Source organism: Thermosipho sp. 1074 (genome assembly GCF_001999655.1).
Taxonomy (GTDB): domain Bacteria; phylum Thermotogota; class Thermotogae; order Thermotogales; family Fervidobacteriaceae; genus Thermosipho; species Thermosipho affectus.
The window spans coordinates 377,824-399,940 of sequence record NZ_LBEX01000018.1 but is presented as its reverse complement, the minus strand read 5'-3'; the positions used below and the strand labels follow the sequence as shown (position 1 = coordinate 399,940).

Below are 22,117 nucleotides of genomic sequence, written 5' to 3'. Positions count from 1 at the left end.
ACACCTCCTAAAATTCTAACTCAAACTCATCCAGACCAAACTTTCTGTAAATTTTAAATTTAATTTTCCGTTTCCTATGCAAAAAACCATTTCTTTTAGTTAAAAACTGTACATTTCCTTTATCGTAGACTACTTTGTATAAGTTATATAATCCTTTTTTGTAATTATAACTTTCACCATCATCTTCATACAAATATCCAACAGCTTTATCATTATAAGCTACTACATGCGCAGTTAATACATCGTTATATGAATTTTTCAAGTATTGTACCTCATCTTGCATAAATACAATAGAACCATCCAATATAAAATGCGGAATCTTGCTTAAAGGAGCATCCACAAGATTCCAACCTTTTCTTACAAAAATTTTATTGTTGAAATTTAAAGCTCTCTTAGGCAAATAAACCATTCTTTTTGTCACACCAGGATTATACACAGGCGCAACTAATAATCTTTTTCCAACCATAAACTGATCAAAAACCTGGTAAGATTGTTCATCGTTTTCAAAATGATAAAAAATTGGGGCAATAAGTGGTATATCTTCTAATATTCCTAACATATAGGATGTGTATAAATAGGGGATTAGTTTATACCTATAAACTATCACATCTTTTAATAATTCCTCATATTCTGTATCAAAACTCCAAGGTTCTTGCCTCCTAGTCCCAATAGCTGAATGATTCCTAAACAAAGGCATAAAGACTCCTAACTGCATAAACCTAACTATTAACTCTGGTTCAACATTACCCCCGAATCCTCCAACATCAAATCCAGAGTTAAAAACGCCAACCATCGACAAAGAGTTTATTCTTTGAATTTCTAAAAGTATATGCTCCCACCAACTATGGTTATCCCCAGTCCACACTCCTCCATATCTTTGGACTCCCGAATACGCTGATCTTGTAATTATCAACTTTCTTTTGTTCTTTGGAAAACCTCCAAATGTTGCACGAATCATATTAAAACCATAAACATTTTTCAACTTATAGTGTTTCTTTTCCGAAAGATGTACTATCTCATCTCCTCTTCCCCTTTTTTTTATCTCTCCAATTTCTCCAATTACACTTGCAACCTTTATTCCATCCTCTAATTTTATATTTTTCAATTTTTCTTTTGCATCTTCTATATCTTTTTCACTTGCAAAAATTGCAATCTCATTCATATCATTCCAAAATCCATCTATTCCATCTTCCAAAAGCTTATTAACTTTTCTTGCCCACCATTTTCTAACTTTATTTTCACAAAAATCTGGAAACCTAACACGTCCAGGCCAAACTGCTCCTTCAAAATCTTTCCCTGAAGTATCTTTCAAAAAATATCTATCCTTGGCTTCTTCAAACACTTCATAATTCTTTTCTACTTTAACTCCCGGATCCAAAATTGCCGAAACTTTAAACCCCATATTATGAAGTTTCTCTAACATTAACTTGTAATTGGAAAAATTTTCTTTATTCCAAGTAAAAACCTTATACCCTTCCATATAATCGATATCAAGCCAAATAACATCACATGGTATGTTTTTATCTCTAAATTTCTTTGCAATTTGCAAAACTTCACTTTGAGAAGAATAACTCCATCTACTTTGTTGATATCCCAAACTCCAAAATGGAAAGGCCACATTTTTACCGGTTAAATATAGATATTGCTTTAAGATCTTCTTTACCTTTTCTTCTAAAATAATATATTGATTAAAACCCTCTCCTCTAACTTTAAATTCTATTTCCCCTTTACCTTCACTATCTAGATCAATCTCCATATAACCAGGATAATCTGTAAATATTCCAAATTTCATGTTCTTTGAGATGTAAATAAAAAATGGAAAACTCTTATACAAAGGTTCTGCTCCGGGATGATGAATAAAATCATCCGTATTCCAAAAAATATATCTTCTTCCTTTTCTATTTAAAGGCCCAACTTTATCGCCAAAGCCAAAATAAAAACCTCTTTTTTCCTTTAACTTTATTCTTAATATCAAATATTCTTTTTCGTTTTTTAAAAGACATTCATCGAAAATCACGTTTTTTAAATACTCTTGATCCACTAACTTTACCTTTTTTTCATTTACAACCGCTTCGCTACTTACATCCGGATTTCCATATATCACTTTGTAAATCATCCATTTACCCTCCAATGATTATATTATCAATTAATCTTGCTTTTCCAACAAATACTGCAATGGCAATGACAACTTTTCTGTCAATTATTTCAACTGGCATAAGGTTTTCCTCATCAACTATTTCAATATAATCAATTTTCAAAAGTGGATGCTCAAGAATTTTTCTCATCTCATCTCTTATTATTTTTACATCTACCACACCTGATTTAACAAGATCTTTAGCTTTTAACAATGATTTATAAAGCCTTGTAGCTTCTTTTCTCTCCTCTTTGGTCAAATAGATATTCCTTGAAGACATGGCAAGTCCATCTTTTTCCCTAACAATTGGCATCTCCTTCAATTCAACATCAAAATTTAAATCCCTTACCATTCTCCTTAATACTCGAAACTGTTGAGCATCTTTTTGACCAAAGTATGCACGCGTAGGTCTTACTATGTTGAATAATTTTGTAACTACCGTACAAACACCTCTAAAATGACCTGGTCTTTTTGCGCCACATAAAAATTTAGATAAAGAAACTTCTTCAACATATGTTGAAAAGTCTTTTTCATACATTTCTTCATTTGTAGGAATAAACACATAATCAACACTTTCACTTTCCAAAAGTTTCAAATCTCTTTCTAAATTTCTAGGATAATTATCGTAATCTTCATTTGGACCAAATTGTGTCGGATTTACAAATATACTCACTACAACTACATCATTTTCCTTTTTTGCAGCTCTAACTAATGAAAGATGTCCTTCGTGTAAATAACCCATCGTTGGAACAAAACCTATGGATTTCCCATTTAAACTTCTCGATATTTTTTTCATTTCATCTACTTTTTCAACAATTATCATACAGTACACCCCTTAAAATATAATAATCCAGTATGTCATCTGGTCCTGTTGCTAAAAATGCGCCATTTTTTATCAAGTAATTTGGACCTTGTGCATTTTCATTGTATATATTTCCAGGTATACAGAAAACATCTTTACCAAACTCTAATGCAAACCTTGCAGTAATCATTGTTCCACTCTTTAATTTTCCCTCAACTATCAAAGTCCCTTCAGATATACCTGCAATGATTCTATTCCTCTCTCTAAAATACTCCTTTCTTGGACTTTTCCACGGTAAATATTCACTTATAACACAACCATCTAGAATTAACCTTTCGTATATTCCTCTATTTTTTTCAGGATAACAAACATCCACACCACTTCCTAAAATTGCAATTGTTTCCTTTGCACAATTATGGGCTATCGAGTCAATTCCCATTGCCATTCCACTTACAATCACAAAATAATTACTCAACTTTTTAGAAAATTCACATGTTACCTTTCTACCATATGAACTTGCTTTACGCGCCCCAACAATCGAAAAGCTCCTTTTTAATAACAAAGACTTTTTTCCTTTTCCAAATAAAACAACAGGAGGATTCCACACATTTTTTAAATTTTCCGGGTAATATTCATCAAAATAGGTCACTACAAAATTCTCAGTCTTTGAAAGCCAATCTTCTAATTTAAAATACAAATCATTTTTTTCTCCATCTTCATCTTTACTTAGTTTTCTCTCAATTTCGTCTAGCCTATAGCCAGAAAAATGCCAAACTACTATTTTTAAATTCTTTTTCATTGTTTTTCAAGTATTTCCTTTATCTTCTCTTGAACACCCGATTTCTTTCCAGGAAGACATTTATCAATTGCATCACCTTTTTTTACGATAGCTGAAGCATATCCTTCACAGCCTGGATATCCACACGCCCCACAATTTATTCCAGGTAATACTTTTGTAATTAACTCAATTCTTGGATCAACTTCAACTTTAAATTTTTCATTACTAAACGCCAAAAATAGACCAAATCCCAATCCTAAAACTCCCATAACAAGTGCCGAATAAAGTACTACCACGTCAAACACCTCCTATTTTTATTATTTCTAGATTTATTTTACCATAAATAGATTAAAATTGTCATTAATGCTATAATATCTATTGAAAAAATAAAAGGAGGAAAAAATGTCAATATTCGTTAGTAGTATTTTATTTTCTACAGCAACATTTTTTTCAAGAATATTAGGATTATTTAGAGACATACTCTTTGCAAAATACTTTGGTGTTTCTTACCAACTTGATGCTTATTTTATAGCTATAATGTTTCCATTTTTCTTAAGAAAAGTATTCGGTGAGGGCGCAATGTCTTCTGCTTTTGTACCATTGTACAGCGAAAAAGAAAACAAAGACATGTTTTTATCCTCTATAATAAATGGTTTTTCTATTATAATTTTTTTGCTACTTCTTTTTACTTATCTATTTCCGGCAGCCTTTATAAATTTATTTGGTGCAGGTGCTTCCATCCAAACAAAAGAATTATCAAAAAAGCTACTTCTAATAACAGCACCGGCCGTTTACTTTATCTTTCTTTGGTCAATATTATACTCAATTTTAAATACAAAAGACAAGTTTTTCTGGCCGGCTCTTACTCCAAGTCTATCAAATATTGCTATAATCATTGGAATATTCTTATCAAAAAAATATGGAATACTTGCACCGACATTCGGCTTCCTCTTTGGTAGTATACTTATGTTTTTAAGTTTAATAAAATCATTTTTTTCACATAAATATTATTTTACATTAAAATACTTTCCAGAATTTATTAAATATTTTATTCCTACCTTTTTTACAATGACTATTTCTCAAGTAAATACCGTTGTTGATATGAATGTTTCTTCTTTTTTTAGTGAAGGAAGCATTTCTTATTTACAATACGCTTCTAGGTTTTATATGCTTCCGTATGGTTTATTTGCAGTTTCCGTTTCCACAGTAGTTCTCTCAAAAATCTCAAATGAAAAACACCTTTTTAAACATTACGTAAATGATGCGTTAAAATCAACACTAGTACTTACCATTCCTTCAACATTTGGATTGATCTACCTTTCTTTTAAGATAATAAAATTCTTTTATCAACACGGACAATTTTCCGCTTACGATACAGCAATAACTTCAAAGGTTTTAATTGCATACTCCTTGGGTTTACCTTTCTATGGTATTTATTCGACTCTTTCCAGAAGCTTTCATGCAATAAAAAACACAAAGATTCCCTTTTACGCAACTTTAATAGTCTCTTTTTCAAATATAATTTTAGATTTAATTTTTGGAATGAAGTGGGGGCCAATAGGTGTAGCATTTGCTACAAGTATTGCTGGAATTATTGGAGCAATGTATTTAATACTATATATAAAAATATTCCCTATAAAGGATTGTTTAAAAATACTCTTAAATAGCCTTATAATGACTTTGGGGATTATTCCATTTAAAAACCTTCATTTTTTAATCCAAATACTCATAGCAGTTATAATATATCTCCTACTTTCTACTATATTTTATAAAGAATTAATTTGGAGGTATTTAAATGCTAAAATGTAACAAAATTATATATTTTGAAAAAATAAACAGTACAAATGACTATCTAAAGAATTCATATAAAAAATTAAAAAATGGAACTATTGTTGTTTCAAAAATCCAGACAAATGGAAGAGGTAGACTCGGAAGAAATTGGGTGTCAAATGAAGGAGGACTCTGGTTTTCTATATTAGTAAAAAGGAACTTAAAAAAACCAAACTTTTATACAAAATTATCTTCCATAGTAATCTTAAATGTACTAAAAAATCTAAATATTAATGCCAAAATCAAATGGCCAAACGACATATATGTTAATTCCAAAAAACTTTCTGGAATCCTAACAGAAGCAATATCATTTAACAATAAAATAAAATGTATTATAATTGGTATAGGTATAAACATAAATAATGATGTACCAAAAAATGGGATTTCAATTTATCACATAAAAAATAAAAAAATCAACCCAAATGATTTTTTAAAATTATTTATAAAAGAATACAACAAGAATTTTCTGTTATTCTCTTTATTTTCTCCACTATTAAACATCAAATGGAAAAAAAATTTAATGTTTAAAAAAGGAGACAAGATCTCAGGTTACAAAATAATCAAAATTTTTCCTGATTTTTTGCTACTTGAAAAAAATAAAAAACGGATAAAAATAAGAAGTATTCATGAATTGGAAAAAGGAGGGATAAATGATTAGTATTTTAAATAAAAAAATAAAAAACATAATAGATGAAATTAGAAAAACTGTGGGTAATAACAAAGTAATTGTAGCTTTTTCCGGAGGACTTGACAGTACAGTTGCAGCTCTTCTTTGTAAAGATGCTTTGGGACCTGAAAAAGTGGAATTGGTAAATGTTGTTTATGGACCATTTACTTACAAAAAAAGCATCCAAATTGTTAAAAAAGCGGCAAATAAAATGGGATTAAAGTTAACATTTTTAGAATCCCTATATCAAAAAGAAATTTGGAAAAATGGTCCATCCTGTAATATGTGTACAAAGTCAGTAAAAATGAATACGGTAAAAAACTATGCAAAAGACATACTAGTTGTTACAGGTTCTAATCAAAGTGATAGTTGGGGAAAAACTGGTTTGAAATTATTCAACGGACTTTATGCACCACTTGGTAATCTTAATAAAAAAGAAATAAAAGAAATTCTTAATTATTATTCATTCAAACTTGAAAGGATTGGAGAAAACGCTAAAAGAGAAGGATGCAAATTAAAACATTTATTAAAAATTATGACAAATATGAATTACCATGGCAAAGCTGTTGACTTAGCAAATGAAATTTTGCTTGAAAACGTTCCAAAGAATTTAGAACTTGCAAATGTAAAAATTATCGGACCACTTTCAAAAAATATAGCCATAATAAACGTTAAACCCATGGTATACAACATCGAAGAAATCGGAAAAAAAATAGAGACACTTGACGTAATTGATGAAGTTATAATTGCAAACAAACCATTAATTTTGAAAGTTTTAGCCAACCCATCTATTTACAGGGTGGAAAATTCAAAATATTGGATCGAAAAAGGAAAACTACAACCCGAATTTGCAGTACCTATAAAAGTGGTCTGGAAAGAATCCAAAAATAATAAGCTTAGAACTATTCATGTAGTTGGGGTGGAAGAATGGGAAAATTTCGAACAAGAGAAATCGAAAATATCATTGGGTACGAATTTAGAAATAAAGAACTCTTGTTCACTGCTTTAACACATACTTCATACGCAAATGAACACAGAAAAGAATCTTATGAAAGATTAGAATTTCTGGGGGATTCTGTTATTGACTTATTAGTTTGTACAATTTTGTATGAAAATTATGAAAATCTATCAGAAGGTACTATGGCTCAAATAAAATCTGCAGTTACAAGTGAAGACATTTTATACGAAATTGCAAAAAAATTAAACATAGGAAAATTTTTAATCCTTGGAAAAGGAGAAAAAAGAAATGGAGGTTCTGAGAAAAAATCCATCTTAGCTGATGTAATTGAATCTTTAGTTGCGGCTGTATATTTAGATTCAAAGAAAAACTTATATACTATAGAAAATCTATTTTCAGATATATTTAAGGAATATATAGAAATTTTTCTTTCGGGTAAAAGAATATTTGACTACAAAACAAAACTTCAAGAGATAACCCAAGAAAAATTCAAACAACTTCCTGTATATGAAACTACAGTAATGGGAAATAAATTCTTTACGATACTAAAAATAAACGGCAAAATATTTTCAAAAGCAAAAGGAACTTCAAAAAAAGAATCTGAAAAACTTGCAGCAAAAACTGCATATGAAAAATTAAAGGAGGATGAAAAAAATGGAAAATAAAAAGTTGAAAGAATACAATATTACTTGGGAGAGATATGAAAAAGCACTTTCTAAAGTTTTGAGTAACTTTGCAAATAGTGGAATAGAAACTGTAACAGTTGAAGAGATTTGGGTAGAAACATCATTACCCATAGATTTGATTTTAGAAATTTTGGAAAGAAATAAATTGAATTATCCTGAAGAAATAAAAGAAATAAAGTACAAAAACGAAATAATATGGAGTAGAAATGAAAAATGATACTTTTTAATATCTTACCTCCGTTTGTCATAATTTTAATTGGCTTCCTCTTTGGTAAAATTTTTCCGTTTGACATTAAAATCTTATCAAAGATTTCTCTTTGGATAATGGCAAATACGTTAACTTTCACTTTTATCAACGATTATCCACCATCACTATCACAACTGAAAACATATGGTAGCGGTATAATAATACTATTTATAATATTCTATTTTATATCTTTGCCATTTAAAGAAAACAAATCACTTTTATTCACAAATAGTGTTTATATAAATACGGGGTATTTAGGATACCCCATTTTGTTATCCGTTTGGGGTGAAAAAGCCTTATCATATGGTGTTATATATTCTGTGATTAATATGATCTTGGGGTCCATATTTGTTCCAATGTTTCTTGACAAAAAAATAAGTTTAAAAAATACATTTAAACTTCCATACATATATGTAATAATACTTGCATATATCTTGTCATTACTTGGTATAAATTATAGAAATTTTCCAAAGCCAATTTTAGAAACAATTTTATTATTAAAAAATGCAGCTATACCAGTGTTACTTTTATTTGTTGGCTTATCCCTTTCAAAAATTACAATAAAGAAAATAAACCACAAATTATTGTTATCAACTACACTAATTAGGTTATTTATTTATCCTTTTTTTGCACTAATTTATGTGATTATCTTTCACATGGAAAAAAACTTAGGAAAGGTATTTATATTAGAAAGTGCTATGCCAACTGCTATAAACAGTGTTATCCTAATCGATGCTTTAACTGGCGACTCTTCCGACATTAGTCTTACTGTTGCAATTACTACATTATTTTCTGCTTTTACTATACCTGTCTGGGTATTTTTAATAGAAAAGATTATTTAAAGATAGAGTTAAATATTAGGATTTTTTTAACAAATTCACAAATTTAAGTCTTTTCATTTTAAAATACTTTGTGATATAATTTACTTGAAGAAATATAGATTATAATATTTCTTTATCATTTTTTGGCTAAGAATGTGAAAAATATCGTTTATGTTAATAAACTAGAGGAGGGATATGATGGCAAAAATTTTTCTCAACGGGAAAGAGTTTGAGGTACCAGACGGGATAACTGTCCTTGAAGCTGCGGAAAAGTTGGGGATACAAATTCCAACGCTATGTCACCATCCTGAACTTGAACCTATTGGTGCATGTAGAATTTGTGTAGTAGAAATTGAGGGAGCACGAACTTTACAACCAGCATGTACCACTAAAATAACTGATGGAATGAAAATTAGGACAAATTCTGATAGAGTTGAAAATGCAATAAAATTTAATCTTTCATTAATAATGGCAAATCATCCAAATGATTGTATGTATTGTGAAGCCGACCAAAGATGTGAACTTAAAAAATTAGTTCACAAATACGATGTAAGACCTATTTTTAATCCCACAGATTTATCTGAGGTATTTGATGATAGTAGTCCTTCAATCCAAAGGGACCTTTCAAGATGTATTAAATGCCAAAGATGTGTAAGGGTTTGTAGCGAAATTCAGGGAATGAATATTTATTCAATGGTTGAAAGAGGTTATAAAACTATTCCGCAAACAGCCTTCGACAAACCAGTTTACGAAACAAATTGTATTTCTTGTGGACAATGTGCGTATTTGTGTCCAGTAGGCGCAATTTATGAAACTCCTGATTGGAAAAAAGTATTAAAATTAATTGAAAGAAAAGAAAAAATATTAGTTGCCCAAACTGCTCCATCTGTTAGGGTTGCAATAGGCGAGGAATTTGGAATGGAACCTGGCTCAGTCAGTACAGGAAAAATGGTCGCATCTTTAAAAAAACTTGGTTTTGATTACGTATTTGACACAAACTTTGCAGCAGACCTTACTATTATGGAAGAAGGGACAGAGTTAATTGGAAGGTTAAAAGAAGGCGGACCATTTCCAATGTTTACAAGTTGTTGCCCAGGTTGGATAAATCTTCTTGAAAAGGAATATCCTGAATTTATCCCAAATGTATCAAGTGCTAAATCTCCACAACAGATGATGAGTTCAGTAGTTAAAACATATTTTGCCAAGAAGATCGGTGTAGATCCAGAAGATATTGTTATGGTATCTGTAATGCCATGTACTGCCAAAAAAGATGAAATAAAAAGACCTCAGCAAAAAATTAAACTCGAAGATGGAAGAGAAATTCAGCCAACAGATTACGTCATAACCACAAGAGAACTTGCAAAATTAATAAAAATAAAAGAAATTAACTTTGCCGGATTAAAAGATGAAGAATTTGACAATCCACTTGGCACTTCCACTGGTGCAGGTGCAATATTCGGTGTAACCGGTGGAGTTATGGAAGCTGCACTTAGAACCGCATACGAAATAATAACAAACAAACAACTGCCAAAACTAGAATTCGACGATGTAAGAGGATTAAACGGTATTAAAGAAGCAGAAATTGATATTGAAGGTAAAAAAATAAAAATTGCAATTGCGCATGGTACAGCCAATGTAAAAAAATTGTTAGATGACATAAGAGATGGAAAAAGATATTACGATTTTATCGAAATTATGGCTTGTCCTGGTGGATGTATCGGTGGTGGAGGACAACCAAAGAGCCTTGATCCAGAAATACTCAAAAAACGTGCAATGGCTATTTATTCAATAGATGAACTTAGTACACTTAGAAGATCACATGAAAACCCAGATGTTCAAAAACTATATGAAGAATTCCTTGAAAAACCATATAGTCACATTGCTCACGAACTGTTACATACGCACTATACAGATAGATCAGTTAAAAATAAAGTAGCAGCTGAATAGTACGTAATCTTTCGAAATTAAATAGTTCCTTTCTGAGGTTGAGGGAACTACCTGAGACCAAGGAAAGGGGTGAAATGTTATAAGGGATTTTTCCCCCTTTCCTTGGTATTTTTGGAAAGGGGGATTTTTTATGGAAAATTTCTACTCTATAAATATTGTGGTAGGAAACAGGAACGATATATATGACAAAGTAAATGAGATATTACATAACTACTCAAAGTATATAAAATTAAGAGTTGGATATCCTATTGAGGAAGAAAATAGTGCTGTTATCTTTTTGCTTTTCAAAGCAAATAATGATACTCTTGGAAGTTTTACCGGAAAATTAGGACAATTAAAAACTGTAAAAGTAAAAAGTTTATTAATAAAAAAGGAGGCATAATTATGTATGTTTTTGTAAAAGAAAATGAAAATGAAAAAACCTTTATTAACACTGGCGAAATTCTTTCCATACTTAAATCTACAAAAAATCCAGAAAGTGAAAAAATACGCAATATTCTCCAAAAATCACTCAATAAAGAAAGGCTTACACCGTATGAAGTTGCAACTTTACTAAATGCCAACTCGGATGAATTGTGGGAAGAAATTTTTGAAGCAGCAAGAAAATTAAAAGAAAAAGTATATGGAAATAGAATTGTATTATTTGCACCACTTTATATAGGAAACGAATGTATAAACGATTGTGAATATTGTGGATTTAGAATTTCAAACAAAGATGTTATTAGGAAAACCCTATCTATAGAAAAACTAAAAGATGAGGTAAAAGCACTTGTAACGAAAGGTCACAAACGACTTATAGTTGTCTACGGTGAACATCCTATGTATTCACCTCAGTTCATTGCAAAGACAATTGATAATATTTATAACACAAAAGTTGGAAACGGTGAAATAAGGAGAGTAAATGTCAATGCTGCACCACAAACCGTTGAAGGATATAAAATAATAAAAGAAGTTGGTATAGGAACATTCCAAATATTTCAAGAAACATATCACATACCAACGTACAAAAAAATGCATCCTAGAGGGCCAAAATCTAATTTTGCGTGGAGACTATATGGACTTGATAGAGCCATGCTTGCTGGAATTGATGATGTTGGAATTGGAGCTTTATTTGGATTATACGATTGGAAATTTGAAATTATGGGTCTTATTTATCATACCATTCACCTTGAAGAAAGATTTGGAGTAGGACCTCACACAATTTCATTTCCAAGAATAGAACCAGCTGTTGGAACTCCCACAGCAAAAAGGCCTCCATATCAAGTTAACGACGAAGATTTTAAAAAGATAGTTGCCATCTTAAGACTAGCTGTGCCATATACAGGGTTAATATTAACTGCAAGGGAACCAATGAATATAAGAAGAGAAGTTTTAAAACTTGGAGTTTCACAAATTGATGCTGGCTCAAGCATAGGTGTTGGTTCATATTCTGAAAAAGATCCAGAAGTAATTAAAAAAAGTCAATTTATTCTTGGCGACACAAGAACATTAGATGAAGTTATCTATGAACTTTTAAAAGAAAACTACATCCCATCTTTTTGTACTGCTTGTTATAGAGCAGGAAGAACAGGCGAACACTTCATGGAATTTGCAATTCCAGGTTTTGTAAAAAGATTTTGTACTCCAAATGCATTATTTACATTAAATGAATACCTAAATGATTATGCTTCTGAAAAAACGTATAAAATAGGAAAAAAAATAATAAAAACGGAAATAGAAAAACTTGACACAAAACAAAAAGAAACAGTAAAAGATGGTCTAAACAAAATAGACAAAGGTGAGAGAGATGTCAGATTTTAAACTAAAAGATTTGTTAAATAAAATAGCAAAGAAATACAATTGTAAAATATGGATAAACAAAAAAATTGGTAAAAGAATAAGTTTCATAGAAAAAGCGGGAAATGAATATTATCTCCCACCGGAAGTACTTTATGAAGATAGTGAATATATTATTTTCTGTGAAAATATCCATTCCAAAGATGATGCATATTTAAGAAAACTACTTTTAGAGGTGATAAAATATGCTAGAAATGCTGAAAAAAATTCAAAAAGATAATGTTACACTTGAAACACTTGAATATCTAATATCTACCAACAAATACGACAATGAAATCTTATCATTTGCTGATGAAATTAGGAAAAAATACGTAGGTGATGAAATACACATAAGAGCAATTATAGAATTTTCTAACTACTGTAAAATGGATTGTCTATATTGCGGATTAAGGGCCCCAAATAATAAAATAAAAAGATACAGAATGAGCCCTGATGAAATTTTTAGAAGAGCTAAATTAATATCAGAAAAAAACATAAAAACAATAGTTTTACAGTCAGGTGAAGATCCTTACTATACCACTGAAATAATTGAAAAGCTAATAAAAAGAATAAAATCACTTAACGTTGCTATAACTCTAAGCATTGGTGAAAGAGATTTTAAAGAATATAAAATTTGGAAAGATGCCGGTGCCGATAGATACCTAATGAGACACGAAACGGCAGATGAAGAATTATACAATAACCTTCATCCACATGATACTTTTGAAAATAGAAAAAAACACCTTTTTAAGTTAAAAGAATTAGGCTATGAAGTTGGAGCGGGGTGCATGGTTGGATTACCCGGGCAAGGAGCTAGAGAATTAGCAAAAGATCTACTCTTTTTAAAAGAACTTGATTCAGACATGATAGGTATTGGTCCATTTATTCCAAATCCAAATACTCCTTTGAAAAATGCAAAAGGTGGTGATTTAAAACTAACCTTAAAAATAATAGCGCTTGCCAGAATATTAATTCCCACTGCAAATATTCCTGCAACCACTGCTATGGGAAGTCTTCATCCATTTGGAAGACAAATGGCTCTTAAGTCTGGGGCAAATGTAATAATGCCAAATCTAACCCCTAATCCATACAGACCACACTATACACTGTACCCAAATAAAATTTGTCTATTTGAAGTAGATACAAGTTGTATTGAATGTGTTAAAGGTATGATAAAAGATCTAAAAAGGAAAGTAGGACAAACTTATGGATTCAGAGTTAAGGTATCATAAACAAGTTCACCGTTTACAAAAACTTTTTCTAAATTTCTTAACGTTTTATCTTTAAAAATAATAAAATCAGCCAGATATTGGGGTTTTATAACCCCAATATTTTCTTTAATTAGTTTTCCAGAAAATTCAGTATACAATGAGATTGACTCGCTAAAGGAAAAGCCCAATTTTAAAGCAGCTTGAATTACATATAAAGGGGAAATTGGTGAAACTGGTCCATCACTTGAAAAAGAAATCAAAATATTATTTTCATACATATTTCTAAAAGGATATAAAAGTATATTACTAAAATCAACACTAGATATTAAATTCAAATCTTCAAAGAAAAAATGAGGTTGTACAGAAAAACTAAAGGAAGATAGCTTTTCAAAGTCCCTTTTTTTTACAAATTGTGCATGAATAATTCTATGACCTGTTTTCTTTCCAAATGCCTCAATAGTTCTACTTAGTGCCTCATCACCTATTGTATGAACACACACTTGCAAGTTATTTTTCTCTGCAAATTTCACTATATCACTAAAATTATCCGGCAAAGTAAAAATACTAAAACCACTATTATTTTTATACATTTTAGATAAAAATGCTGTTTTACCACCTAATGAACCATCTGCAAAAAGCTTTATACCAAAAATTTTTGATATTCCATAGCTACCAAACTCAAATTCCCATGGATTTTTTGTACATAATTTTTCATATACACGTAATTTACTCTCTTTCAAAAGTCTCTTTAACAATTCAAATGAAATCCCATGTAAATCATCTGAATGTACACTCGTAATCCCATGTTTTAAAAACTCATTTATCCCCTCTTTAAAAGCCCTTACCAAAAATTCAGAAGGGATGTATTCCCATATTTTTTCTATTTCATCTTCGAAAATATAATAATCGTTAATTTTCAAAAGCCTTTGCGCTTTCCTATTTAGAAATGCAACATGACCACACTTTCTAATCAAAATAACTGGAGATTTAACTGTATCAAAAAAATCTTTATTATCTATCTTTTCCCAGCCTCTTCCTAAAATTATATCACTATCTATATCTAGAATTTTTTCAAAATTTTCATCACTTAAATCTAAAGTTAATTTTTTTATTCCTACACCTAAAATATGTGCATGTGAATCAGAAAAACCCGGAAGAATATATTTCCCTTCCAGGTTAACTTCTTTATCAAATTTTTTTGGATAAACAAATTTGTTTCCTTCTACAAAAAAGTCCTTTTTTACAAAGTTACCATCTTTCCAAACATACCCATTGCTAAACTTTACTACCATCATGACAATAAAGCCGTTAATTCCACTAATTCCATATTCAATGACTTCTTTTGTTTTAATACTTCATCGAGCTTTACTGGAACAATTTTTCCTCCCTGTAAAGCCATCATAACATAACTTTGACCCCTTTTTAAAAACTCAACAGCTGCAACTCCCATTCTAGATGCCAACAATCTATCAAAAGCAGTAGGGGAACCTCCACGTTGAATGTGTCCTAATATTGTTATTCTAGTCTCATATCCTATTCTATGTTCAAGATGTCTTGCAACTGTATAAGCACTTGCCGCACCTTCTGCCACTACAACTATACAATTAATTTTTCCCCTTTCTCTTTCCTTCAGGATCTTATTTCCAAGAGCTTCATAATTAACGGGTATTTCTGGAATTACTATAGCTTCTGCTCCAGTAACTAACCCAGCCACTGTAGCAATGTAACCAGATGAACGCCCCATAACTTCTACAATAAATGCTCTTTCATGCGATGATGCAGTATCTTTTAATTTTTGTATAGCATCAACAACAGTGTTTAAGCATGTATCTACTCCAATGCTCATATCAGTCATTGCAATATCGTTATCTATCGTTCCTGGAATTCCTACAACTGGTACCTTTTGTTCCTCTTCTAAAAACATCGCACCGTGTAAACTACCTTCTCCACCAATTACAATTAATCCTTCTACTCCATGCTTTGCAAGAATTGATGCTGCTTCCCTTCTAGTCTCTTTTCTTACAAATTCAGGGCATCTACTACTTCTTAGGATAGTCCCTCCTTTTTCCATTATTCCCCCAACAGATGCAAAATCCATTTCTATAAAATCTTCATCCAATAACCCAGCATAACCTCTTTGAATACCTAAAACCTTTATATCATTTTTTACAGCATAACGAACAACAGCACGTACAGCAGCATTCATTCCTGGAGCATCTCCACCGCTAGTCATAACTGCAATTTTTTTCATAGAAATCCTCCTTTTTCTAGTTTGCCTAAATATATAATACCACAAAATAAGGCAAATTCAATAAATAAAAAACAATATTTAACTATAAAGGAGTCTTTTTTAGAAAATTACACTTTTTACCTTTTCAATAACCTCTCTAGGATTTCTTCCAAAAACTCTTATCATTGCTTCTTTTCCCCAAAAACCTTTATCATATATTATATCAGGTGATTTATCTAAATCTTGTATAATATTTGCAATTCCCCATCTCAAAGACTGTCCTTCTTTTTCTTTTACCATTTTAGGCTCCGAATCTCTTAAATGCTCATACACTTTTAGACCTATTTTATTTGCTTTTTCTACGTATTTTTCATTAAATTTTATATTTGTCGTACACCTTATATAAGGGAATTTTTTCATCATTTCCAGTGTCATCCTTGCAGTATGAGATTTCCCCTTATAAGTTGCATCACCTAAAAAATGAGGCTTGCCAAAAACCAACCTTATTCTTCCGGGAAACTTTGCCACTTCCTCTTCACTTTCCGCCCAAGGTAATGCATACGAAACATTTTGTCCAACTTCTGGAATAGTCAAATGACCTATTTCCATAATATCCATTACTATACTATTTAATTCATCTAAGACTTCAACTTTTTGCCATTCTCTTGTTAATAATTCAACTTGCACTCTGTCTTTAGATCTCTTCAAAACTCTAACTAAAATTTCCGATGCCCTTTTGATTGACTCTTCAGGAGTATATCCTAAAACCAAAAGCGAAGAAAACAATGTTGAAAACACACAACCTGTCCCCCTAAAATTACCTCTTATCCTTTCATGTTGAAAAACCTTACCTTTATATTTTATTTCTATCATCTCCGTATTTTCATGTCCACCTGTAATAACCATATTATCAAATATTCCAACTTTCTTTGCTTCAACGCTATTAACAACAATATAATCTGCAAATTTCATATATCTTTTTACTTCTTCCTCATCTAAAAATTTAAATCCGCTTGAAGATTCCAAAACCGGATTCCAAACAATTGTTGAATTTTTAAAAAGATTTCTCAATTCCTTTATTATTTTAGGTTGTGCTACTCCAACTTTTACCACACTTACATCTTCTAATAACTCTATCTCATCTAAAATTTCTGAAATCTCTCTAAATTTTACATTATATGTCTTTTCGAGCGTTTGTTTGGTAAATGCACTGACTGCTGAATATACACTCATCCCCATAGCAGTAGCAATACCAACATCTTGTATTAAACCAGCACCTGACGAAGGATCAAATCCTGAAATTATTAATAATTTTTTCATAATTCACCTCCAGAAATTCAAAAGTCTATCTAACCCTTTGCAGTCTGGTGTTGCTTCAATTACTATATCCACATCAAATTCTTTTATAAAATTTAACAAATTTATGTATTTTTCATTATCAGACCACGGTAAATGATGACATTTTTTATAAGTCTTATCATCTGCGTAATACACATGAAATTCTTCTACAAAATCTGACAATTCTTCTATAAAATCAAATGGATTTATCCTTTCATCAAGTAAAAGATGTCCAATATCAATACACATAGTCAACCCCAATTCTTCACATAAAAATTTGTAATCTTTTGCCGCATAAAAATATTTATTCCCAAATGTATTTTCAATCCTAATCTTAATAATACCTTTTAATTCATCCAATAATTTAAAATTATCTTTCCAATCTTGCAATTGTAATGTATCTGGATAATGTACTATTAAATATTTGGCAGATAAATACTTGGCCATAAAAGCACTTTGCCTAATCTTCCTAAATGTTTCATGATAATCATTGCACGTTAATTTAGGATGAAAATCCATCTTAAATATAAATGGAGCATGTATTCCAAATGACTTTTTCAAATTAAACAAGTTATTCACAAATAATGGACTCAAAAATCCTAATTCATAAAAATCTAAATCTTCGAATTTTTCCAAAAAATACTTCAAAAATCTAAAATCACTCCTTATAACACTCGTTGAAACTCCTATTTTCATTCTTTCAAATACTCCTCTACAATTTTTAATGAACAAAATGGTCCACACATTGAACAACCTTTCCCGTGAAACGGTCTATTCTTTAAATATTTATCAACTATCTCCTTGTCTAAAACAACTTCTTTTATGTTTTCAAAATTTAAGGTTTTTCTTGAAATAGCTACTTTATAATTTTCCTCAATAAATTTTCCTCTTGAAAAATCTACAGCCATTGCCGCAATTTTAGAAGAAATAACCCCTAATTTTACATCTTCAACAGAAGGCAATGATAAATGTTCCGAGGGAGTTACATAACAAATAAAATCCGCTCCACTTTTTGCGGCAATTGCCGCTCCAATCGATGAGGTAATATGATCATATCCAGGTGCAACATCTAAAACTATTGGCCCAAGTAAAAACACTGGAGCATTTTTCCCATACTTTTTCATTAACTCAACAGTAGACTCTATTTGATCAATTGGAACATGCCCAGGCCCCTCCAGTATTACTTGAACATTCTTACTTCGAGCTTTTTCAACTAACTCTTCAAATATAAACCACTCTTCTAATTGTAACCTATCCAACGAATCAAATAAATTCCCGGGCCTTAAAGAATCTCCTAAACTCAGTGTAACATCATATTCTCTAGCAATATCTAAAACTTCATCAAAGTATCTATAAAACGGATTTTCAAATCCATTTTTAATTATCCAACCTGCAATAATAGAACCGCCACGACTTACTATTTTCATTATTCTATTAGATTTTTTTAGTTTTTTTACAATATCTTTTGTAATACTAACATGTAAAGTAACAAAATCTACACCTTGTTTTGCATGTTTTTCAAATATTTTCAAAAAATCTTTTTCCGAAAAATCTACAACATTCCTATTTTCCTTATATGCTATGACCGCTGCATCGTAAATTGGAACAGTACCTACGGGAATATCCGAAATTGTTAATAACTCTTTTCTCTGAAAATCCAAATCTCCCCATGTAGAAAGAAGCATTACACTATCTGCTCCATATTTTCTTGATGTCCTATACTTTTCTAACTCATATTCAAAATCATCATATCCAAAAGAAGTACCAATATTTGCATTAACTTTTATTTTTAAACCCTTTCCTATCCCCATCGGATTTTTCAAAGAAACATGATTATTATTTTTTGGTATAACTATTGTCCCATCTAATAATCCTTTTACAAGATAATCAATACTTCTTCCTTCTTTTTTTGATATTTCATTAAGAATTGAAGGAACCTTACCACTTTTTATTTCATCTATTATTGTCATCCTTTCACCTCAACATCAATATTCTCGATAATAATATTTGCAATTTTAATTCCAGACTTTAACATACCACCGAATATTGGCCCCATTCTTGGACCACCCCCAACAGATACCGCGGCCATTCCCATTACAAGTAACCCCGGGAAAATTTCTTTAGTATTTTCAAGAACAAATTTTTCACCTTCTTTTGCATTCATAGGAAACTCCCTTATTTTTCCTAGAGGTAAGTCAATTGATAAATTTCTATCTATAACCATATTAACTACACTTGCAGGATGTCCAGTACCATCAATAACATATTTTGCCTTTACCGTTATAGGATCAACATGTAATCTTTGCCTTATAACAGGTGCCCAATTAATTACCACACCGTTTATTCTCTCTTTGCTCATTAGAACGTCTTCTACAAAAACATTATTAAATATTTTTGTACCCACTTTTGTTGAATTGTACAACAAAGCTGAAGCAAAATGTACGGAATCAATAGAAATAAACCCTTTAGTTTTCTTGTATTTCATATCTAGCTCTTCTAAAAACCACTCAACATCTTCCTCTACAACTAATTCATTAAATAACATCCCTCCGCCCCATGTCCCACCTCCTGGTTCATTTTTTTCTTCAAAAATTATCACATTAAACCCATTTTTCGATAAAACATATGAAGCGGCTAACGCACTAGGCCCCCCTCCAACAATTGCTACATCTACATCTAAACTTTTTTTTAATTTCTCGGTAAATTCTTCTACTATAATTTTTGAAATTTCTAAATCCCACATCTTAAATCCCTCCTTAAAAAAATTTTGCCCTCCACCGGAGGGCAAAATTTCATTTTTTTCTCTTCCCCAGTCCCTCCGCCGGTATTACCCGGTTCAGGTTCTAAGGGTCGAAGGTTTCCACCTTCCTCTCAGCTCCGGAATATGGAGCTCCCCTCGGGAAATTATTCACTTTACATGTATATTTTAACTCAATTATTTTATCAGGTCAAACTTTTCTCAATTTCTTTTATTAATTTATAAAAAAACACATAAGAATATATTCCAAATGTTAATATAGAAAACAAAATTAGATTAAAAATAGATAGTCTTGACTTTAAAACGCTCAAAATCAATTTTAAGTATAAAAGCACAAACAGTAAAGCAAGAGTTTGCGAGAAGAAATACGTAAAAATAGAAGATGTCAAATAAAGCGGAAAAAAGGAAAAAATTACAAGACTTAAAACAATATAATAAATGGATAAAACATTTATCTTTAATTCTCTTTTAATTTTTAAGCCTATTACATACAAAAAAATCAAAAAAGAGATTGATGAAAGTCCCAAAAAAACTTCTGCAAGCTCTTTATAGAAAAAATATAAAATATTTGAAAGTATCGAAAATCCCACATACATATAATATGAAATTACCACATATCTCATCCCTTCCTACTCATAAGTATAATAAAATTTTTTACTTAAGTCAATTTTTCAAGCAAGCCTGTTCAAAAAAGGAAAAAAAGGGAAAGATGAAGTTATAAATTCAACAAAGAATTTTACAAATTTATTTTGCAATATTCTAAAAAGAAAGGTAAACCACGAAAATACCTAGAACACATGATATGCAAAATTTGTGTTGTACAATTTAATAGAGTTATCCAAATAGTTTTTTGTTTAATTTTTCACATAACAATTATATCTCTTTATTTTTTAAAAAGACTCAAATAAGTTTTCTTTCAACTTCTTTCTCATTTTTTAAAGCGAGAATCCAAATTTCAACTAGGTTTTCTCCTGAAACAAATATCTTTAATCATGAAAAAAGGAAACCGAATATCGCCGATAACAACATCACAAATGTAAATATATTTCCTCTAATCATCTTTTATAATAGGCGCCATCTTGCTATTCTATTCAATTTTGAAATTGCTAATTTCCATTAGAAATAAAATTTATCCAAGGGCATGGTGTTTTTGGCGTTTTATTATGTATTCACAACAATCATCAAAAAAGTATTCGTATCCAAAATATATCTATGCCTTTTTATAAAACAAACTATGGTTACATACACGTTGTTTAAAAATCACTCTTAAAACAACAACCACAAAATTTTCTTACAAGAACGTTTGTATGAAATTTAACTTTTATTGGCATTTTTGGTTGTCGCACTGTTGTAAGAGAAAGATTCTGCTCAACGATCATCATCAAAACCTACTATAGCATGTATCTCAATAGGTAAATGGCCAAGCTGTTTTGCCCTGTAACCAAATCCAAAAGCTATTTCATCGTTTGAAGCAAAAATCGCTTCAGGGTCGATTAAAAAAATAGCCTCACTCACTTTTTCCATGTCTTCTTTTGTAAAATTATCCAAAAAAACAAACGACTCATCATACTTTATTCCACTACTCTAAAAGTTTTCTTCTATAACTTTCTAATCTCTACAAAACATGATAACTATCAAAAAGACTCATAACAAAAACTATTTTTTCGAAGCCATGAGCTTCCAAGAGGTGCTGCATAGTAAGCAAACTTCAAAATTCATTATCAAATGAGGCCGTATATATTAGAACTTTTAAATTTTTTCAAGATATACACACGGTTTCTTAATTTCTGACATTTGATGTACAAAAGCCTCACTCGCTTCTAGATCAAAAACGATAAGTTCATCCACTTGCTTTTTTTCTAATAATAAACGATTTTTTTACAAATTGTTTCTTT

At 30.6% G+C, this 22,117-nt stretch carries 23 protein-coding genes and 1 riboswitch; of the genes, 11 read left to right on the top strand and 12 right to left on the bottom strand.

What is annotated here, in order from left to right:
- Positions 1–7: 7 nt before the first annotated feature.
- Genes XO08_RS08850 through XO08_RS08835 form a run of 4 tightly spaced genes read right to left on the bottom strand, consistent with a single transcriptional unit; the run spans position 8 to position 4,010 of the window.
- Positions 8–2,116 (bottom strand): TIM-barrel domain-containing protein, encoded by a 2,109-nt coding sequence (locus XO08_RS08850; protein WP_075666586.1) that lies wholly within the window; start codon positions 2,114–2,116, stop codon positions 8–10.
- 4 nt (positions 2,117–2,120) lie between these two features.
- Positions 2,121–2,957: a pantoate--beta-alanine ligase gene (gene panC / locus XO08_RS08845; protein WP_075666585.1), complete on the bottom strand. Its 837-nt coding sequence runs from the start codon at positions 2,955–2,957 to the stop codon at positions 2,121–2,123.
- Positions 2,944–3,735: a DNA-processing protein DprA gene (dprA, locus tag XO08_RS08840; RefSeq protein ID WP_075666584.1), complete on the bottom strand. Its 792-nt coding sequence runs from the start codon at positions 3,733–3,735 to the stop codon at positions 2,944–2,946. Before dprA ends, panC begins: the two co-directional genes overlap by 14 nt.
- Positions 3,732–4,010: an RnfABCDGE type electron transport complex subunit B gene (locus tag XO08_RS08835; RefSeq protein WP_075666583.1), complete on the bottom strand. Its 279-nt coding sequence runs from the start codon at positions 4,008–4,010 to the stop codon at positions 3,732–3,734. Before XO08_RS08835 ends, dprA begins: the two co-directional genes overlap by 4 nt.
- A gap of 106 nt (positions 4,011–4,116) precedes the next feature.
- Here XO08_RS08835 and murJ point away from each other — a divergent pair, with 106 nt between their 5' ends.
- The 11 genes from murJ (at position 4,117) to hydE (ending at position 13,917) form a co-directional block, all read left to right on the top strand.
- A complete protein-coding gene (murJ, locus tag XO08_RS08830; RefSeq protein WP_075666582.1) occupies positions 4,117–5,523 on the top strand; it encodes a murein biosynthesis integral membrane protein MurJ in 1,407 nt (468 codons plus the stop codon).
- Positions 5,510–6,202 (top strand): biotin--[acetyl-CoA-carboxylase] ligase, encoded by a 693-nt coding sequence (locus XO08_RS08825; protein WP_075666581.1) that lies wholly within the window; start codon positions 5,510–5,512, stop codon positions 6,200–6,202. Before murJ ends, XO08_RS08825 begins: the two co-directional genes overlap by 14 nt.
- Positions 6,195–7,220, top strand: a complete 1,026-nt coding sequence (locus XO08_RS08820) for a 7-cyano-7-deazaguanine synthase (protein WP_075666580.1) — start codon at positions 6,195–6,197, stop codon at positions 7,218–7,220. The genes XO08_RS08825 and XO08_RS08820 overlap by 8 nt, the downstream gene beginning before the upstream one ends.
- The gene (rnc, locus tag XO08_RS08815) at positions 7,139–7,834 is read left to right on the top strand and encodes a ribonuclease III (RefSeq protein WP_075666579.1); all 696 of its coding nucleotides are present in this window, start codon (positions 7,139–7,141) and stop codon (positions 7,832–7,834) included. Before XO08_RS08820 ends, rnc begins: the two co-directional genes overlap by 82 nt.
- Complete coding sequence (locus tag XO08_RS08810; RefSeq protein ID WP_075666578.1) at positions 7,824–8,072, top strand: hypothetical protein; 249 nt, start codon at positions 7,824–7,826, stop codon at positions 8,070–8,072. The genes rnc and XO08_RS08810 overlap by 11 nt, the downstream gene beginning before the upstream one ends.
- Positions 8,069–8,944: an AEC family transporter gene (locus XO08_RS08805; protein WP_075666577.1), complete on the top strand. Its 876-nt coding sequence runs from the start codon at positions 8,069–8,071 to the stop codon at positions 8,942–8,944. The genes XO08_RS08810 and XO08_RS08805 overlap by 4 nt, the downstream gene beginning before the upstream one ends.
- Positions 8,945–9,121: 177 nt before the next feature.
- A complete protein-coding gene (locus tag XO08_RS08800) occupies positions 9,122–10,870 on the top strand; it encodes an NADH-dependent [FeFe] hydrogenase, group A6 (RefSeq protein WP_075666576.1) in 1,749 nt (582 codons plus the stop codon).
- A 130-nt stretch (positions 10,871–11,000) separates the two neighbouring features.
- Positions 11,001–11,252 (top strand): TM1266 family iron-only hydrogenase system putative regulator, encoded by a 252-nt coding sequence (locus tag XO08_RS08795; protein ID WP_075666575.1) that lies wholly within the window; start codon positions 11,001–11,003, stop codon positions 11,250–11,252.
- Between the two features lie 2 nt (positions 11,253–11,254).
- Positions 11,255–12,670, top strand: a complete 1,416-nt coding sequence (hydG, locus tag XO08_RS08790; protein WP_075666574.1) for a [FeFe] hydrogenase H-cluster radical SAM maturase HydG — start codon at positions 11,255–11,257, stop codon at positions 12,668–12,670.
- On the top strand, positions 12,657–12,926 hold the full coding sequence (locus XO08_RS08785; RefSeq protein WP_075666573.1) for a hypothetical protein: 270 nt from the start codon (positions 12,657–12,659) through the stop codon (positions 12,924–12,926). The genes hydG and XO08_RS08785 overlap by 14 nt, the downstream gene beginning before the upstream one ends.
- Entirely contained in the window at positions 12,892–13,917 is a 1,026-nt protein-coding gene (gene hydE / locus XO08_RS08780; RefSeq protein WP_075666572.1) for a [FeFe] hydrogenase H-cluster radical SAM maturase HydE, read from the top strand. Before XO08_RS08785 ends, hydE begins: the two co-directional genes overlap by 35 nt.
- Here hydE and XO08_RS08775 read toward each other — a convergent pair.
- From XO08_RS08775 to XO08_RS08740, 8 genes are all read right to left on the bottom strand, one after another.
- Positions 13,890–15,191: an amidohydrolase gene (locus XO08_RS08775; RefSeq protein ID WP_077288026.1), complete on the bottom strand. Its 1,302-nt coding sequence runs from the start codon at positions 15,189–15,191 to the stop codon at positions 13,890–13,892. The genes hydE and XO08_RS08775 overlap by 28 nt on opposite strands.
- On the bottom strand, positions 15,188–16,147 hold the full coding sequence (gene pfkA / locus XO08_RS08770; protein WP_075666570.1) for a 6-phosphofructokinase: 960 nt from the start codon (positions 16,145–16,147) through the stop codon (positions 15,188–15,190). The genes XO08_RS08775 and pfkA overlap by 4 nt, the downstream gene beginning before the upstream one ends.
- A 99-nt stretch (positions 16,148–16,246) precedes the next feature.
- Entirely contained in the window at positions 16,247–17,446 is a 1,200-nt protein-coding gene (locus XO08_RS08765) for a thiamine-phosphate synthase family protein (RefSeq protein ID WP_075666569.1), read from the bottom strand.
- A 3-nt stretch (positions 17,447–17,449) separates the two neighbouring features.
- Positions 17,450–18,160: a TIM barrel protein gene (locus XO08_RS08760; RefSeq protein ID WP_075666568.1), complete on the bottom strand. Its 711-nt coding sequence runs from the start codon at positions 18,158–18,160 to the stop codon at positions 17,450–17,452.
- On the bottom strand, positions 18,157–19,434 hold the full coding sequence (thiC, locus tag XO08_RS08755) for a phosphomethylpyrimidine synthase ThiC (RefSeq protein ID WP_075666567.1): 1,278 nt from the start codon (positions 19,432–19,434) through the stop codon (positions 18,157–18,159). The genes XO08_RS08760 and thiC overlap by 4 nt, the downstream gene beginning before the upstream one ends.
- Positions 19,431–20,207, bottom strand: coding sequence for a sulfide-dependent adenosine diphosphate thiazole synthase (locus XO08_RS08750; RefSeq protein WP_075666566.1), 777 nt, complete (start codon positions 20,205–20,207; stop codon positions 19,431–19,433). Before XO08_RS08750 ends, thiC begins: the two co-directional genes overlap by 4 nt.
- Before the next feature lie 52 nt (positions 20,208–20,259).
- Positions 20,260–20,371, bottom strand: a riboswitch (TPP riboswitch).
- A gap of 36 nt (positions 20,372–20,407) precedes the next feature.
- Positions 20,408–20,845, bottom strand: coding sequence for a DUF4234 domain-containing protein (locus XO08_RS08745; protein ID WP_232218187.1), 438 nt, complete (start codon positions 20,843–20,845; stop codon positions 20,408–20,410).
- Between the two features lie 745 nt (positions 20,846–21,590).
- Positions 21,591–21,770: a hypothetical protein gene (locus XO08_RS08740; protein ID WP_075666564.1), complete on the bottom strand. Its 180-nt coding sequence runs from the start codon at positions 21,768–21,770 to the stop codon at positions 21,591–21,593.
- Positions 21,771–22,117 lie beyond the last annotated feature (347 nt).

Bases quoted from the DNA above. Each gene is read 5' to 3' on its own strand.
- XO08_RS08805 (WP_075666577.1), top strand. From the start codon at position 8,069: ATGATACTTTTTAATATCTTACCTCCGTTTGTCATAATTTTAATTGGC.
- XO08_RS08795 (WP_075666575.1), top strand. From the start codon at position 11,001: ATGGAAAATTTCTACTCTATAAATATTGTGGTAGGAAACAGGAACGAT.
- XO08_RS08825 (WP_075666581.1), top strand. From the start codon at position 5,510: ATGCTAAAATGTAACAAAATTATATATTTTGAAAAAATAAACAGTACA.
- hydE (WP_075666572.1), top strand. From the start codon at position 12,892: ATGCTAGAAATGCTGAAAAAAATTCAAAAAGATAATGTTACACTTGAA.
- dprA (WP_075666584.1), bottom strand. From the start codon at position 3,735: ATGAAAAAGAATTTAAAAATAGTAGTTTGGCATTTTTCTGGCTATAGG.
- thiC (WP_075666567.1), bottom strand. From the start codon at position 19,434: ATGACAATAATAGATGAAATAAAAAGTGGTAAGGTTCCTTCAATTCTT.
- XO08_RS08785 (WP_075666573.1), top strand. From the start codon at position 12,657: ATGTCAGATTTTAAACTAAAAGATTTGTTAAATAAAATAGCAAAGAAA.
- hydG (WP_075666574.1), top strand. From the start codon at position 11,255: ATGTATGTTTTTGTAAAAGAAAATGAAAATGAAAAAACCTTTATTAAC.
- XO08_RS08765 (WP_075666569.1), bottom strand. From the start codon at position 17,446: ATGAAAAAATTATTAATAATTTCAGGATTTGATCCTTCGTCAGGTGCT.
- XO08_RS08745 (WP_232218187.1), bottom strand. From the start codon at position 20,845: ATGAGATATGTGGTAATTTCATATTATATGTATGTGGGATTTTCGATA.
- XO08_RS08750 (WP_075666566.1), bottom strand. From the start codon at position 20,207: ATGTGGGATTTAGAAATTTCAAAAATTATAGTAGAAGAATTTACCGAG.
- XO08_RS08820 (WP_075666580.1), top strand. From the start codon at position 6,195: ATGATTAGTATTTTAAATAAAAAAATAAAAAACATAATAGATGAAATT.
- pfkA (WP_075666570.1), bottom strand. From the start codon at position 16,147: ATGAAAAAAATTGCAGTTATGACTAGCGGTGGAGATGCTCCAGGAATG.
- XO08_RS08775 (WP_077288026.1), bottom strand. From the start codon at position 15,191: ATGATGGTAGTAAAGTTTAGCAATGGGTATGTTTGGAAAGATGGTAAC.
- murJ (WP_075666582.1), top strand. From the start codon at position 4,117: ATGTCAATATTCGTTAGTAGTATTTTATTTTCTACAGCAACATTTTTT.
- XO08_RS08850 (WP_075666586.1), bottom strand. From the start codon at position 2,116: ATGATTTACAAAGTGATATATGGAAATCCGGATGTAAGTAGCGAAGCG.
- panC (WP_075666585.1), bottom strand. From the start codon at position 2,957: ATGATAATTGTTGAAAAAGTAGATGAAATGAAAAAAATATCGAGAAGT.
- XO08_RS08800 (WP_075666576.1), top strand. From the start codon at position 9,122: ATGGCAAAAATTTTTCTCAACGGGAAAGAGTTTGAGGTACCAGACGGG.
- XO08_RS08760 (WP_075666568.1), bottom strand. From the start codon at position 18,160: ATGAAAATAGGAGTTTCAACGAGTGTTATAAGGAGTGATTTTAGATTT.
- rnc (WP_075666579.1), top strand. From the start codon at position 7,139: ATGGGAAAATTTCGAACAAGAGAAATCGAAAATATCATTGGGTACGAA.
- XO08_RS08810 (WP_075666578.1), top strand. From the start codon at position 7,824: ATGGAAAATAAAAAGTTGAAAGAATACAATATTACTTGGGAGAGATAT.